At 58.3% G+C, this 14,559-nt stretch carries 13 protein-coding genes; 9 read left to right on the top strand and 4 right to left on the bottom strand.

The features are described from left to right. Positions 1-20 precede the first annotated feature (20 nt). Complete coding sequence (locus EM595_RS06120; RefSeq protein WP_067429051.1) at positions 21-473, top strand: hypothetical protein; 453 nt, start codon at positions 21-23, stop codon at positions 471-473. Between the two features lie 372 nt (positions 474-845). Here the strand turns inward: EM595_RS06120 and moeB are convergent, their stop codons facing one another. Next, complete coding sequence (moeB, locus tag EM595_RS06125; RefSeq protein WP_067429053.1) at positions 846-1,616, bottom strand: molybdopterin-synthase adenylyltransferase MoeB; 771 nt, start codon at positions 1,614-1,616, stop codon at positions 846-848. Position 1,617: 1 nt separating this feature from the next. After that, positions 1,618-2,853, bottom strand: coding sequence for a molybdopterin molybdotransferase MoeA (gene moeA / locus EM595_RS06130; protein ID WP_067429054.1), 1,236 nt, complete (start codon positions 2,851-2,853; stop codon positions 1,618-1,620). Positions 2,854-3,070: 217 nt separating this feature from the next. On the opposite strand from moeA, the gene EM595_RS06135 reads away from it, so the two are divergent. From EM595_RS06135 to EM595_RS06160, 6 genes are read left to right on the top strand one after another with little or no spacing between them, the layout of a single operon-like run. After that, positions 3,071-4,024 (top strand): isoaspartyl peptidase/L-asparaginase family protein, encoded by a 954-nt coding sequence (locus tag EM595_RS06135; protein ID WP_067429056.1) that lies wholly within the window; start codon positions 3,071-3,073, stop codon positions 4,022-4,024. A 6-nt stretch (positions 4,025-4,030) separates the two neighbouring features. After that, entirely contained in the window at positions 4,031-5,881 is a 1,851-nt protein-coding gene (gene gsiA, locus EM595_RS06140) for a glutathione ABC transporter ATP-binding protein GsiA (protein WP_067429059.1), read from the top strand. A 36-nt stretch (positions 5,882-5,917) separates the two neighbouring features. After that, on the top strand, positions 5,918-7,453 hold the full coding sequence (gsiB, locus tag EM595_RS06145; protein WP_067429061.1) for a glutathione ABC transporter substrate-binding protein GsiB: 1,536 nt from the start codon (positions 5,918-5,920) through the stop codon (positions 7,451-7,453). A 53-nt stretch (positions 7,454-7,506) separates the two neighbouring features. Then, positions 7,507-8,427 (top strand): glutathione ABC transporter permease GsiC, encoded by a 921-nt coding sequence (gene gsiC, locus EM595_RS06150; protein WP_067429066.1) that lies wholly within the window; start codon positions 7,507-7,509, stop codon positions 8,425-8,427. 9 nt (positions 8,428-8,436) lie between these two features. Beyond that, the gene (gene gsiD / locus EM595_RS06155) at positions 8,437-9,342 is read left to right on the top strand and encodes a glutathione ABC transporter permease GsiD (RefSeq protein WP_067429069.1); all 906 of its coding nucleotides are present in this window, start codon (positions 8,437-8,439) and stop codon (positions 9,340-9,342) included. A gap of 19 nt (positions 9,343-9,361) precedes the next feature. After that, entirely contained in the window at positions 9,362-9,811 is a 450-nt protein-coding gene (locus EM595_RS06160; RefSeq protein WP_067435230.1) for a DUF4385 domain-containing protein, read from the top strand. Here EM595_RS06160 and rimO read toward each other — a convergent pair. Next, positions 9,808-11,136, bottom strand: a complete 1,329-nt coding sequence (gene rimO, locus EM595_RS06165; RefSeq protein ID WP_067429073.1) for a 30S ribosomal protein S12 methylthiotransferase RimO — start codon at positions 11,134-11,136, stop codon at positions 9,808-9,810. The two genes, EM595_RS06160 and rimO, sit on opposite strands and share 4 nt — an antisense overlap. Positions 11,137-11,345: 209 nt before the next feature. Here rimO and EM595_RS06170 point away from each other — a divergent pair, with 209 nt between their 5' ends. After that, positions 11,346-12,452 (top strand): PQQ-dependent sugar dehydrogenase, encoded by a 1,107-nt coding sequence (locus EM595_RS06170; protein WP_067429075.1) that lies wholly within the window; start codon positions 11,346-11,348, stop codon positions 12,450-12,452. Here EM595_RS06170 and EM595_RS06175 read toward each other — a convergent pair. Further along, positions 12,449-13,105 carry an HAD family hydrolase gene (locus EM595_RS06175; RefSeq protein ID WP_067429078.1) on the bottom strand — a complete coding sequence of 219 codons (657 nt, stop codon included), beginning with the start codon at positions 13,103-13,105 and terminating at the stop codon, positions 12,449-12,451. The genes EM595_RS06170 and EM595_RS06175 overlap by 4 nt on opposite strands. 294 nt (positions 13,106-13,399) lie before the next feature. Between EM595_RS06175 and EM595_RS06180 the strand changes: the two genes are divergently transcribed. After that, positions 13,400-14,545: a serine hydrolase gene (locus EM595_RS06180; protein WP_231938726.1), complete on the top strand. Its 1,146-nt coding sequence runs from the start codon at positions 13,400-13,402 to the stop codon at positions 14,543-14,545. Positions 14,546-14,559: the final 14 nt, after the last annotated feature.

Raw genomic sequence — 14,559 nt, forward strand, 5'->3', positions numbered from 1 at the left:
GACGCCGTAAAGGCGGGGGAATGTGCCCGGAAGCGGGCGGCTTCTGCCTTGTAGGCGGCGTGCCTTTCAAGAGCCAGGTCAAAAGCCGTTTCGCCCCGGCTAAAGCCTGCCCGAGCAGGGCCAGGTCAAAGGCTATTTCGTTCTGCCTAAAGGCAGCCCGAGCAGGGCCGGCAGTCGCCCCGGCCCTGCACCCGCGCTATCCGGCAAACACAACCGCCCACTTCGTGGGTGCCCTCAGCAAAAGCGTTTTCCTGACGGACCAGGCGCGATTCGCTCCCGGCTCAGCGCACCTTCTCGCCGCATCCCTGCGGCTCGCCCTGGAAAACACTTTTCCCTCGGCGGTGGTGATGCCTCTAAACGTCAAAACCCAGGTCAAAATCGAAAAGATAAAACCCAACACCCAACACCCAACACCCAACACCCAACACCCAACACCCAACACCAAAAGATCAGACCCAAAAGCTAAAAACTGATATCTGAAACTAGAAATTAAAGTGTCTTTGTCTTTGTCTTTGTCTTTGTCTTTGTCTTTGTCTTTGTCTTTTGGGTTTGACCTGGATGTTGACCTTGAGGAGGCATCACCACCGCTGAGGAAGTGAACATTTTAGGATGTCCCGCCATGGATGGCGGGACAAGGGAGCGCTGAGCAGGAGCGAATCGCGAGCGGTCCGTGAAGAAATGTGAACTGACGAGGGTACCCGCGTTAGCGGGCGGTTGTGTTTGCCGGATAGCGCGGGTGCAGGGGCGGGGCGACTGCCGCCCCTGCTCGGCCGCCTGCAAGGCGGAAGAAATCGCTTTTGACCTCAAGACCTTGACCTCAAGACCTTGACCTAAAGACTTTGACCTTAAAGCCGCCCGCTTTCGGGCACCTGCCCACAGACTTCGCATTGCGCATCCTTCGCTACCTTCATCTCGCGAAACTGCAGCGTCATCGCATCATAAAGCAGCAGCTTGCCCGCAACCGGCTCGCCGAAATTGGCCAACAAGCGAATCGCCTCCATTGCCTGCAGGGCACCGATCACGCCAACCAGCGGCGCCATGACGCCTGCCTCGACGCAGCTCAGGGTCTGATCGCCAAACAGTCGGCTGATACAGCGATAGCACGGCTCGTCAGGTTGCCAGTGAAAAACGCTGAGCTGGCCTTCCATGCGGATTGCCGCACCGGATACCAGCGGCACGCGTTTGGCGTAGCAAAGGCGATTAAGCTGCTCGCGTGTCGCGACGTTGTCGCTGCAGTCGAGCACCACATCATGCCCGGCGATCAGTGCGGCCAGTTGCGCATCGTCCAGCTGGCCGTCGTGCGTCTCAATGCGACAATACGGATTAATGCGCGACAGCTGCGTGGCGGCTGAAGCCACCTTGGCGACGCCGATATGGGCATCGTCATGCAGAATTTGCCGCTGCAGATTGGAGAGCGAGACGCGGTCAAAATCCACCAGCGTAAGCTGACCGATGCCCGCGGAAGCGAGCCACGGCGTTGCCGCGCAGCCCAGGCCTCCCAGACCGATAATCAGTGCCCGCGAGGCTTTCAACCGCTCCTGGCCATCAAAGTCGAAGCCGCGCAGCACAATCTGACGGTTATAGCGCAGCATCTCCTCGTCGCTGAGTTCGATCATCTCAGCCTCCCAGCAGATGATTGAACGGCTCAATATCCACCCATTCGCCCGGCTCAACACTACCGCGCTCGCGTTCCAGCACGATAAAACAGTTTGCCGCCGCAAAGGCGCTGAAAATATGTGAACCCTGATGGCCGGTGCTACGTACTTCCAGCGTGCCGTCGGCGGCCCGCGAGACGATGCCACGCTGAAAGTCGAGCCGACCCGGCGCCTTTTTCAATGCCGTTGTGGTGCGAACACGCTGGCGTGGTGGCAATGCCGCGCCGTGCTGTCCGGCCAGTGCGGCCAACAGCGGCTGCACCAGCTGATAAAAGGTCACCGTGGCTGAAACTGGATTGCCCGGCAGGCCACAGAACCAGCTCTGTTGCAGGCGGCCAAAGGCAAACGGCTTGCCCGGTTTGATCGCCAGCTTCCAGAAGCCAATTTCGCCCAGCTCGGCTAACAGCTCTTTGGTGTAATCCGCTTCGCCAACCGACACGCCACCGCTGCTGATCACCACATCGGCCTGCGCATCCGCTTTCAGCAGCGTTGCACGCAGCGCCGCCGGATCGTCGCGAACCACGCCCAGATCGATAACTTCACAGCCGAGCTGATGCAGCATCAGGCTAACGGCAAAGCGGTTGGTATCGTAAATCTGCCCCTCTTGCAGTGGCTGGCCCACCGCCTGCAGTTCGTCGCCGGTCGACAGCACCGCCACGCGCAGGCGGCGCTTCACGCTGACCTCGGCAATGCCCAACGAGGCGAGCAGCGGCAGCTCGGCGGCACCAAGCCGCACGCCCGATGCCAGCACGGCGTCGCCAATGCGAATATCTTCACCGCGACGGCGAATATGCTGGCCCGGCTTAATCTTGCCCGCAAAGCGCACGCCTTCTGCGCTGACTTCCGCATCTTCCTGCATGATCACTGATTCGGTGCCCGGCGGAATTGGCGCCCCGGTCATGATACGAACACAGCTGCCGCCTGGCCATTCACCGTGGAAAGGGGCACCCGCAAAGGCTTTACCGGCCACGGTCAGCGGATGCTCAGAAAGTAAATCGCTGAGCTTGATCGCATAACCGTCCATCGCGGCGTTATCAAATGGCGGCACATCCAGCGGTGAGATCACCGCCTGTGCAGTAATGCGCCCGGCGGCCTCGGTGATGGGAATCAGCTGCTGTTCATCAATGGCGGTAACCTGTGACAGCATGCGCGCCAGCGCCTCTTCCAGCGAAATTAATCCGGCAGTATGGTTTTCCATCGTTTCTCCAGCTTTTTTCATATTCATGGCGTCATTATGGCGCTAATTCGGCGATGGGTCACATAACGTATTAATTAGATGATTTCGTTATTATCAGTAAGCAAAGTTTCTGCTTTACAAGCGGGCAGTGGCTTTCTATAGTCAAAAATCTTTGAAAAATTAATAACCTCCGCAGTCACGCTGTTTATTACCCGAAAGACACGCACAGGAAACCCATATGGCCAGAGCAGTGATTGCTATTCATGGCGGCGCCGGGGCGATCACCCGCGCGGCAATGAGTACGGAAAAAGAGCAAGCCTATACCGATGCGCTGGCCGCTATTGTGGCCAGCGGTCAGGCGATCCTCGCGGCGGGCGGCAGCGCGCTTGATGCGGTAACCGAAGCGGTGCGGCTGCTGGAGGAGTGCCCGCTGTTTAACGCCGGCAAAGGCGCAGTTTTTACCCATCAGGGCACGCATGAGCTGGACGCCAGCATGATGGATGGCCGCACGCTGGAAGTTGGCGCGGTAGCGGGCGTGAAGCACCTGCGCAATCCGGTGCTGGCGGCGCGCGCGGTGCTGGAAAACAGCCCGCACGCGCTGTTTATTGGCGAGGGCGCGGAAGTGTTTGCCGAACAGCACGGTCTGGAGAAGGTGGCTGCGGATTACTTTTCCACCCCGGAGCGCTTTGCGCAGCTACAGCGCGCGCTGGGCAGCGAGCAGGCTATTCTCGATCACGACGGTGCCGCTGGCGATCCGCTGGATGCTGACCGCAAGCTGGGCACGGTCGGCGCGGTAGCGCTGGATCGGGACGGTAACCTTGCCGCCGCGACCTCTACCGGCGGCATGACCAACAAACAGGCGGGGCGCGTCGGTGACTCGCCGATTATTGGCGCCGGATGCTATGCCAGCAATCACACCGCCGCGGTCTCCTGCACCGGCACCGGCGAAGTGTTTATGCGCTCGCTGGCCGCCTACGACCTCGCCGCGCTGATGGAATATGCAGGGCTTTCTCTGCAGCAGGCAGCCGACCGCGTCATCATGGAGAAGGTGCTGGCGCTGGGCGGCAGCGGCGGCTTGATCGCCGTGGATGCTCAGGGCAACGTCGCACTGCCGTTTAACAGCGAAGGCATGTATCGCGGCTACGGTTATGTCGGCGAACCCGCCGTGATCAACATTTACCGCGAGGAATAACAGAGCATGAATAAGCCGGGGGCGATGGCGGAAGACCAGGTACTGGCGGTGCGCGATTTAAGCGTGCAGTTTCGCCATGAAGGCACCATTACCGAGGCGGTCAGGCATCTCAATCTCGACGTGAAGCAGGGCGAAACGCTGGCTATCGTCGGTGAATCTGGCTCGGGGAAATCGGTTACCTCGCTGGCGTTGATGCGCCTGATTGAACAGGCGGGCGGCGAGCTGACCAGCGGTGAAATCTGGCTGCGGCGGCGACATGGCGAACCGATCGACCTGATGCAGGCGCGGCAGAGCCAGATGCGCCGCATTCGTGGCGCCGATATGGCGATGATTTTTCAGGAGCCGATGACCTCGCTGAATCCGGTGTTTACCGTTGGTGAACAGATCGCTGAGTCGATTCGCCTGCATCAGGGCAAAAATCATCAGCAGGCGCTGGCAGAAGCGCGACGCATGCTCGATCTGGTGCGTATTCCTGAAGCACAAAATGTACTGTCGCGTTATCCACATCAGCTCTCTGGCGGCATGCGTCAGCGCGTGGTCATCGCCATGGCGCTGAGCTGTCGGCCTTCCTTGCTGATCGCTGATGAGCCAACCACCGCGCTGGATGTCACCATTCAGGCGCAGATTTTGCAACTGATCCGCGTGCTGCAAAAAGAGATGGCAATGGGCGTGATTTTTATCACCCATGATATGGGCGTGGTGGCAGAGATGGCCGATCGGGTGCAGGTGATGTACCGCGGTGACGTGGTGGAAACCGCCGACGTGCGCACGCTGTTCTCCGCACCGCAGCAGGATTACACCCGCGCGCTGCTGGCTGCCGTGCCAAAACTCGGCTCGATGCACGGCCAGCCGCTACCGGCAAAGTTCCCTTTGATTAACAGCACGGAAGATACGCCCGATCGACCGCAGGATACCGTGCAGCCGGGCGAGCCGATTCTGCAGGTGCGCGATCTGGTGACCCGCTTCGATATTCGCGGTGGCTTTTTTAATCGCGTCCAGCGGCGGGTGCACGCGGTGGAAAAGGTCAGCTTTGATCTGCGCGCCGGGGAAACGCTGGCGCTGGTGGGCGAATCGGGCTGCGGTAAATCTACCACCGGACGTTCGTTGCTGCGCCTGGTTGAGAGCCAGAGCGGCACCATTACCTTTAATGGTCAGCGCATCGACCAGATGAAAGGCGCGCAGTTGCAGCACCTGCGGCGCGATATTCAGTTTATTTTTCAGGATCCTTACGCGTCGCTCGATCCGCGTCTGACGGTGGGCTTCTCCATTATGGAGCCGCTGCTGGTGCACAAGGTGATGAACCGCACGGAGGCGGAAGCACGCGTCGCGTGGCTGCTGGCGCGCGTTGGCCTGCTGCCGGAGCATGCGCGACGTTATCCGCACGAATTTTCTGGCGGCCAGCGCCAGCGCATTTGCATTGCTCGCGCGCTGGCGCTGAATCCGAAAGTGGTGATTGCCGATGAGTCGGTGTCGGCGCTGGATGTCTCGGTACAGGCGCAGATTATTAACCTGATGCTCGATTTACAGCGTGAGTTTGGCATCGCGTTTCTGTTTATTTCACACGATATGGCGGTGGTTGAACGCATCAGTCATCGCGTGGCGGTGATGTATCTCGGCCAGATTGTCGAAATGGGGCCGCGCCAGGCGGTATTTGAAGCGCCGCGCCACCCCTATACTAAAAAGCTGATGTCCGCCGTGCCGGTGGCCGATCCTGGTCATCACCGGCGGGAAAGGGCGTTGATGGTGGATGAGATCCCCAGCCCGATTCGGGCGCTCAACGATGAACCTGATGTGGCACCGCTCACCGAAGTGGCGCCGGGCCATTATGTTGCACAACATGTGATTAGCGGCGCCTGAGGCGCCACGCTTATAACCGATCGGAGACACACCAGAATGACCTATCCAACGCGTAAGTGGCTATTGACCGCCGGTCTGCTCGGCAGCATTGCCGCCGTTCCGGCCTGGGCGGCAAAAGATGCGGTAATTGCCGTGGCCTCCAACTTCACCACGCTCGATCCCTATAACGCTAACGACACGCTGTCTCAGGCGGTTGCCAAGTCGTTTTATCAGGGGCTGTTTAGCTTTGATAAGTCGATGAAGCTGACCAACGTGCTGGCGGAAAGCTATCAGGCCAGCGACGATGGGCTGACTTACACCATCAAGCTGCGTTCCGGCGTGAAATTCCAGGATGGCACCGATTTCAACGCGGAAGCGGTGAAGGTCAACCTCGATCGTGCCAGCAACCCGGATAATCATCTCAAACGCTACAACCTGTTTAAATATGTCGCCACCACCGAAGTGGTCGATCCGACCACGGTGAAAATCACGCTGAAACAGCCGTTCTCCGCCTTTATCAATAACCTGGCGCATCCGGCGGCGGTGATGATTTCGCCAACGGCGCTGAAAAAATATGGCAAAGATATCGGCTTTCATCCGGTGGGTACCGGGCCTTACAAATTCGTGACCTGGAACCAGACCGACTTTGTGAAAGTTGAGAAGTGGGAAGGCTACTGGAAAAGCGGCTATCCGAAGCTGGACAGCATTACCTGGCGTCCGGTGGTCGATAACAATACCCGCGCGGCGATGCTGCAAACCGGCGAGGCTAACTTTGCCTTCCCGATTCCGTTTGAGCAGGCCAAAGTGCTGGAGAAAAACAGCAAGCTGAACGTGGTGACCTCGCCGTCGATCATGCAGCGTTATATCAGCCTGAACGTTACACAGAAGCCGTTCGACAACGCCAAAGTGCGTGAGGCGATCAACTATGCGATCAACCGTCAGGCGCTGGCCAAAGTGGCGTTTGCCGGTTACGCCACGCCAGCCACCGGCATCGTGCCGCCGAGCATCGATTTCGCGCAGACCTATCCGCCGATCGCCTACAATCCGGCCAAAGCGCGCGAGCTGCTGAAAGAGGCGGGTTACCCCAACGGCTTTGAAGCCACACTCTGGTCGTCGCATAATCACAGCACCGCGCAAAAAGTGCTGCAGTTTACCCAGCAGCAGCTGGCGCAGGTGGGCATCAAGCTGAAGGTCACGGCGATGGATGCTGGCCAGCGTGCCGCAGAAGTGGAAAGCAAAGCACAGAAAGAGAGCGGCGTGCGCATGTTCTACACCGGCTGGTCCGCCTCAACCGGTGAAGCTGACTGGGCGCTGACGCCGCTGTTCGCCACCGCCTCCTGGCCGCCAACCATCTTCAACACCGCGTTCTACAGCAATGAACAGGTGGATAAAGATCTGGCTGACGCGCTGAAAACCACCGACCGCGAGCGCAAGGCGAGCCTCTATAAAGATGCGCAGGATCGTATCTGGAAAGATCAGCCGTGGGTGCCGCTGGTGGTCGAGAAACTGGTTTCGGCCAACACCAAAAACCTTACCGGTTTTGACGTCATGCCAGATACCTCATTCAGCTTTGACGACGCCGATCTGAAGTAAATCACGGTTGCGCCAGCCGCGGATGGCTGGCGCAATAGCGCGCAGGATAACGCATGCTTAACTACTTTATTAAACGCCTGCTGGGGCTGATTCCCACGCTGCTGATCGTGGCGGTGCTGGTGTTTCTGTTTGTTCACCTGCTGCCGGGCGATCCGGCGCGGCTGATCGCTGGCGCAGAGGCGGATGCCTCGGTGGTTGAACTGGTGCGTCAGGATCTCGGGCTGGACAAACCGCTGCCGCAGCAGTTTTTGCATTTCATGGTCAATGCGGTGCAGGGTGATTTTGGCCAGTCAATGGTGTCAAAAAGGCCGGTATCGGAAGAGATCGCCGCGCGCTTTTATCCCACGCTGTGGCTGACGCTCACCAGCATGGTGTGGGCGGTGATCATCGGTATGGGCATCGGCATTGTCTCTGCCGTGTGGCGTAATCGCTGGCCGGATCGCATCGGCATGACGTTGGCGGTCTCAGGCATATCTTTTCCCGCTTTTGCACTCGGCATGCTGCTAATGGAGCTCTTTTCCGTGCGTCTCGGCTGGCTGCCGACGGTGGGCGCCGACAGCTGGCAGCATTACATTCTGCCTTCGCTGACCCTTGGTGCGGCGGTGGCAGCGGTGATGGCGCGCTTTACCCGTGCCTCTTTTGTAGAAGTGATGCAGGAAGATTACATGCGCACCGCACGGGCAAAAGGGGTGCGCGAGTCGCTGGTGGTGGTGAAACATGGCCTGCGTAACGCCATGATTCCGGTGGTCACCATGATGGGATTACAGTTCGGCTTTCTGCTGGGCGGATCGATTGTGGTTGAGGTGGTGTTTAACTGGCCGGGACTGGGACGTCTGCTGATCGATTCAGTGGCGATGCGCGACTATCCGGTGATTCAGGCGGAAGTGCTGCTGTTTTCGCTGGAGTTCATTCTTATCAATCTGGTCGTCGATATGCTGTACGCGGCAATCAACCCGGCTATTCGCTACAAATAAGGAGTCGCAATGAAAAACTGGCGACGCGATGCGGCGATCAACGCCATGCCGACCATCAGGGAAAATCGGGTGCGCACGCCGTGGAGCGAATTCTGGCGGCGCTTTCGCCGACAACATGTCGCGCTGGCGGCGGGCCTGTTTGTGCTACTGCTGATCGTGGTGGCGTTTATTGCGCCCGCGATAGCGCCCTTTGATGCCGAAAACTATTTTGATTATGACCGGCTTAACGACGGGCCTTCTGCGTTGCACTGGCTGGGCGTCGATTCGCTGGGACGCGATATCTTCAGCCGGGTGCTGGTCGGCACGCGCATCTCGCTGATTGCCGGGTTTTTCTCGGTGGCGATTGGCGCGGCGCTTGGCACGCTGCTCGGGCTGCTGGCGGGCTATTACGAAGGCTGGTGGGACCGCATTATCATGCGCATCTGCGACGTGCTGTTCGCCTTTCCCGGCATTTTGCTGGCGATTGCGGTGGTGGCGATCATGGGCAGCGGCATGTCCAACGTGATCATTGCGGTGGCGATCTTCAGCATTCCCGCTTTTGCTCGTCTGGTGCGCGGCAACACGCTGGTGCTGAAACAGCAAACCTATATTGAGTCGGCCCGCAGCATTGGTGCTTCCGACGCCACTATCCTGCTGCGCCATATTTTGCCGGGCACCGTCTCGTCCATCGTGGTCTATTTCACCATGCGCATCGGCACCTCCATTATTACCGCTGCCAGCCTGTCGTTTCTCGGTCTGGGCGCACAGCCACCGACGCCGGAATGGGGCGCTATGCTTAATGAAGCGCGCGCCGACATGGTGATTGCGCCGCACGTGGCGATTTTCCCCAGCCTGGCGATTTTTCTCACCGTGCTGGCGTTTAATTTGTTGGGTGATGGATTGCGCGATGCCCTGGATCCAAAACTAAAAACCTGAGGAAAACAGCGTTATGGCTATGCGCCCTTTTGACTATGAGCAGGATTTTGACACCATCGATTTTCGTCAGCATCCGGAGAAATACCAGGTCGGGCGCGGCGAGCAGGGCGTGCTGATGGTGGAACCCTACAAGGGCGAGATCTTACCGCACTGGCGCTTTAAAACTGTGCCGATCGCGCAGGAGTCAGCGGAAAAAATCATGGCGCTGTTTGAAGACTATCGCAAGCAGGATGATTTTGTCGGCATGGACATGGCGCGAAAATTTATTCAGATGGGCTACACGCGGGCGCGTCGCTACAGCAATTACAAAGGCGGGCGCAAATATGATGCTGATGGCAATACGTTGCCGTGGGGCAGGGATGAAGAGAAAGCCGCGGCGGCGGCGATTTTCAAAGGTTACTGGGACAAACTGCGCGCCGACGAGGATTACTTAGCCCGTAAGCGCGCGCATCAACAGAAGTACGGTTAGCGCTTAGTTGCCCACAAATCGTATTCATCGGCGTGATCGACCACCGCGCGGATCACATCGCCCGGCTTCACGTCACGTTCACCGTTAAGGTAAACCGCGCCGTCAATTTCAGGTGCATCGGCCATACTGCGGCCGATAGCGCCTTCTTCATCGACTTCGTCAATCAGCACCAGAATTTCACGGCCCACTTTCTCCTGCAGCCGCTCGCTGGAGATTTTCTGCTGTAGCTGCATAAAGCGATCGTAGCGTTCTTCTTTCACCGCTTCCGGCACCTGATCGGGCAGCTGGTTGGCGGTTGCGCCTTCCACCGGGCTGTATTTGAAGCAGCCCACGCGATCGAGACGCGCCTCTTTCAGGAAGTCGAGCAGCATCTGGAACTCCTCTTCCGTTTCGCCAGGAAAACCGACGATAAAGGTTGAGCGCAGCGTCAGCTGCGGGCAGATTTCACGCCAGCGTTTGATGCGCTCCAGCGTGCGTTCTACCGCGCCAGGACGTTTCATCAGCTTCAGAATACGCGGGCTGGCATGCTGTAAAGGAATATCGAGATACGGCAGGATCTTGCCTTCCGCCATCAGTGGAATGACATCATCCACATGCGGATAAGGGTAGACGTAATGCAGACGTACCCAAACGCCAAGCTTCGCCAGTTGTTCGCACAGGCTGACCATGCTGGTTTTCACCGGCGAGCCGTTCCAGAAACCGGTGCGATGTTTCACATCAACGCCGTAGGCTGAGGTGTCCTGGGAGATCACCAGCAGCTCTTTGACGCCCGCTTCTACCAGACGTTTTGCCTCATCCAGCACCGAACCAATCGGACGGCTGTCGAGATCGCCACGCATGGAAGGAATGATGCAGAAGGTGCAGCGATGATTACAGCCTTCGGAGATCTTCAGATAGGCGTAATGACGCGGCGTCAGCTTGACGCCCTGTTCCGGCACCAGGCTTAGAAACGGGTTGTGCTGTGGCTTTGGCACATAACGATGCACGTGCGACAGCACCTGCTCATAGCTGTGCGGACCGGTAATCTCCAGCACCTTTGGGTGCACTTCACGAATTTGGTTCTCTTTCGCGCCGAGGCAGCCGGTGACAATCACCTTGCCGTTTTCATTCAGCGCTTCGCCAATCGCTTCCAGGGATTCCTGAACCGCGCTGTCAATGAAGCCGCAGGTATTCACGATCACGATCTCAGCGTCGTCATAACGGGGCACGACTTCGTAGCCTTCAGTGCGCAGCTCGGTGAGGATACGCTCTGAATCTACCAGGTTTTTTGGACAGCCGAGTGAGACGAAACCTACACGCGGCGGCATTGTTGTTGTTTGGGACATGGCTCATTTCCAGTTCAGCACAGCTTTGGCGCGTGATTCTACACGCGAGGCGATCAGATTTATACAGGTAAGTGAGCTGAAATAATGAGCATTTTATCGGGCCAAAATCGCCTGAAAAGCCAGTGCGCTTTTTTATGGAAATGTAAAAGCGAACAAAAAGCCATCACCGACAGCTACAGTTAACCCACGATGGATAACAAGGCGATCCCATGCGGCGAATAACCTTAACGGCACTGATTTCTCTCTCTTTATCATTTCCCGCGCTGGCTGCGCAGGTCAGCGTTGAACAGCTGCAGGACCGGCTCGATCATCCCTGGTCGCTTGCTTTCCTGCCCGCTAATCAGGGCGTATTGATTACCGAACGCAGCGGCCAGCTGCGGCTCTGGCAGGCCAATAGCGGACTGTCTCAGCCGATTAGCGGCGTCCCGCCGGTATGGGCAGAGCGGCAGGGCGGCCTGCTGGATGTGGTGCTGGCGCCCGATTTTGCACAGAGCCGTCGTCTCTATCTCAGCTATACCCGAGAGGAGAAAAACGGCGCCGGTGCGGTAGTGAGCCTCGCCCAACTCAGCGCCGACAACCGGCGGCTGGAGAATGTGCGCGAGATCTTTCGCCAGCAGCCGATGCTTTCCGGCGGGGCCAATATCGGCACCCGGCTGGCGTTCGACAGCCAGGGCTACCTGTGGATTGCGCTGGGCGACCACTTCCGCAGTGCCAACGCGCAGCACCTCGATAAATTGCAGGGCAAGCTGGTGCGGCTGAACGCCGACGGCTCGGTGCCGCAGGATAATCCGTTCGTTGGGCAGGCTGGCGCGCGGCCGGAGATCTGGGCATATGGCGTGCGTAATCCGCAGGGACTGGCGATGAATCCGTGGACGCAGCAGATGTGGGAAAGCGAGCACGGGCCGCGCGGCGGCGATGAGGTCAATATCGTGCAGAAAGGCAAAAACTACGGTTGGCCGCTGGCTACCTGGGGCGTCGATTACAGCGGCGAAAAGGTGCCGGAAGCGCAGGGCGGCAAGGTTGATGGCACCGTGCAGCCGGCGTTTTACTGGAAGGTATCGCCCGCCATCAGCGGCATGGCGTTTTATAATCACCTGCGCTTCCCTGCGTGGAAAAACAGCCTGTTTATCGGCGCGCTAAAAGAGAAAGCGCTGATTCGCCTGCAGGTTAAAGGGGAAAACGTCACGGAAGAGGAACGCCTGCTGGCTGACCGTGGCGAACGCATACGTGACGTTCGCCAGGGACCGGACGGCTATCTCTACGTGCTGACCGACGCCAGCAACGGCAAGCTGCTGAAGGTCGGCCTGCGTGACTAGCGCTTCCAGCGGCACACGTCCCAGCCGCGCCGCAGCGCTTCCTGCTCCAGCGGCGCGTCAGGATTAATCACATATGCCCGATCGGCCTGCATCAGCAGCGGCAGGTCGTTCATTGAATCACTGTAGGCCCACGTCTGCTGGAAGCGCGCTGCTTCCTGTTCCGCTTTCCAGCTGTTCAGCCGCACCACCTTGCCTTCTTTATAGGTCATGGTGCCGAAGGTCAGACCGCTGTAGCGCTGGTCAACAATTTCCACGCCAATAGCCAGCGCACCGTGCGCACCCAGCTGTTCAGCGATCGGCGCGACCAGATGCTCGCCGCTGGCGGAGATAATCACGATGGTGTCGCCGCGCTGCTGATGAAAGGCCAGCCGTTCGCGGGCGGCAGGGTAGACGCGCGGCAGAATATCGCGCTGAATAAAGCGGCGGATCCAGCCGCTGACCGTTAAGGTGCTCAGTCCGGCCAGCGGAGCGAGAATGGTGTGCATGTACGCTTCGATCTCCAGCGTACCCTGATAATATTGCTGCATCAGCGCCTGTTCCTGCTTGAGCAGCGCCGGTGGCGCAAATCCCTGGGAGACCAGCCAGCGCAGCCAAAGGCTGGTGCTGTCGTCGCAAATCAGCGTTTCATCAAGATCAAAAACGGCCAAATCCATCATCGTTCTCCTACAGCGAATTTTACCCAGCGTAACGTATTTTTGTGACGTTTCAGATGATTACCTGACAAATTCGGACCAGGGCGCAAACGCCCCGGTTGAGGTTTATCTACTAATCTTCAAAAAACTTTACGATTGGGCGGTTTTTTTCGCCCGTCTTAACAGGTAGCGTAGATCGCCCGCACGCTTGGCTATATCGCTGAAAGCGCAGATTTACTATGGATACCCTGGCACGCCATGACGAAAAAATCCCTCTTTGCCACGCCATGTTCGCTGGCATTCTGCACCGTATTCATGATGTTTACGCCACTTACCCATGCCGAGCAGGCGCCTGGTGCGCCGCAGGTGGAAGCCAAAGCCTGGATGCTGATGGATTTCAACAGCGGTAAAGTGCTGGCGGAAGCCAATGCCGATCAGCGGCTCGATCCCGCCAGCCTGACCAAAATGATGACCAGCTATGTGGTGGGCCAGGCACTGAAGTCGGGCAAAATTACCCGCGATGATATGGTTACCGTTGGCCAGGACGCCTGGGCGACCGGCAACCCGGCGCTGCGTGGCTCCTCGCTGATGTTCCTGAAGCCCGGCGATCGCATTCCGGTCTCCGAGCTGAATAAAGGCATTGTGATTCAGTCCGGCAACGATGCCAGCATCGCGCTGGCGGATTACGTCGCTGGCAGTCAGGACTCTTTTGTCGGCCTAATGAACAATTACGCCAAAGCGCTAAAACTGCAGAACACCCACTTCAAAACCGTACACGGACTGGATGCTGACGGCCAATACAGCACCGCGCGTGATATGGCGCTGATAGGTCAGGCGCTGATCCGCGACGTGCCGGAAGAGTACGCGCTGAACAAAGAGAAAGAGTTCACCTTTAATAATATTCGTCAGCACAACCGCAACCGCCTGCTGTGGAGCACCAACTTGCAGGTGGACGGCATCAAAACCGGACACACCTCTGGCGCAGGCAACAATCTGGTGGCATCGGCTACGGATAACGGCATGCGCCTGATTTCGGTGGTGCTCGGCGCGGATACCGATGCACAGCGCTTCCGCGAAAGTGAAAAACTGCTGACCTGGGGCTTCCGTTTCTTTGAAACGGTGACGCCGGTTAAGGCAGCGACGCCCTTTGCCAGCCAGCGCGTCTGGTTTGGCGATCGCAAGATGGTCAATCTTGGTGTGGCGCAAGATGCTGCACTGACCATCCCGAAAGGGCAGATGAAGAACATGAAGGCGAGCTTTACCCTGACTTCGCCGCAGCTCAGCGCGCCGCTAAAAAAACATCAGCAGGTTGGCGTAATCGATTTTCAGCTCAACGGCAAAACCATTGAGCAGCGGCCGCTGGTGGTGCTCGATGAGGTGCAGGAAGGCAGCTTCTTCAGCCGCATTGTGGATTTCGTGATGATGAAGCTGGATGGCTGGTTCGGCAAGTGGTTTAGCTAAGCGAGAAAAAAGGG

Origin of the sequence: Duffyella gerundensis, assembly GCF_001517405.1 — a bacterium.
Lineage (GTDB): Bacteria > Pseudomonadota > Gammaproteobacteria > Enterobacterales > Enterobacteriaceae > Duffyella > Duffyella gerundensis.

Coding starts and splice junctions, on each gene's coding strand:
- EM595_RS06120 (WP_067429051.1), top strand. CDS start 21: ATGTGCCCGGAAGCGGGCGGCTTCTGCCTTGTAGGCGGCGTGCCTTTC.
- moeB (WP_067429053.1), bottom strand. CDS start 1,616: ATGATCGAACTCAGCGACGAGGAGATGCTGCGCTATAACCGTCAGATT.
- moeA (WP_067429054.1), bottom strand. CDS start 2,853: ATGGAAAACCATACTGCCGGATTAATTTCGCTGGAAGAGGCGCTGGCG.
- EM595_RS06135 (WP_067429056.1), top strand. CDS start 3,071: ATGGCCAGAGCAGTGATTGCTATTCATGGCGGCGCCGGGGCGATCACC.
- gsiA (WP_067429059.1), top strand. CDS start 4,031: ATGAATAAGCCGGGGGCGATGGCGGAAGACCAGGTACTGGCGGTGCGC.
- gsiB (WP_067429061.1), top strand. CDS start 5,918: ATGACCTATCCAACGCGTAAGTGGCTATTGACCGCCGGTCTGCTCGGC.
- gsiC (WP_067429066.1), top strand. CDS start 7,507: ATGCTTAACTACTTTATTAAACGCCTGCTGGGGCTGATTCCCACGCTG.
- gsiD (WP_067429069.1), top strand. CDS start 8,437: ATGAAAAACTGGCGACGCGATGCGGCGATCAACGCCATGCCGACCATC.
- EM595_RS06160 (WP_067435230.1), top strand. CDS start 9,362: ATGCGCCCTTTTGACTATGAGCAGGATTTTGACACCATCGATTTTCGT.
- rimO (WP_067429073.1), bottom strand. CDS start 11,136: ATGTCCCAAACAACAACAATGCCGCCGCGTGTAGGTTTCGTCTCACTC.
- EM595_RS06170 (WP_067429075.1), top strand. CDS start 11,346: ATGCGGCGAATAACCTTAACGGCACTGATTTCTCTCTCTTTATCATTT.
- EM595_RS06175 (WP_067429078.1), bottom strand. CDS start 13,105: ATGGATTTGGCCGTTTTTGATCTTGATGAAACGCTGATTTGCGACGAC.
- EM595_RS06180 (WP_231938726.1), top strand. CDS start 13,400: ATGATGTTTACGCCACTTACCCATGCCGAGCAGGCGCCTGGTGCGCCG.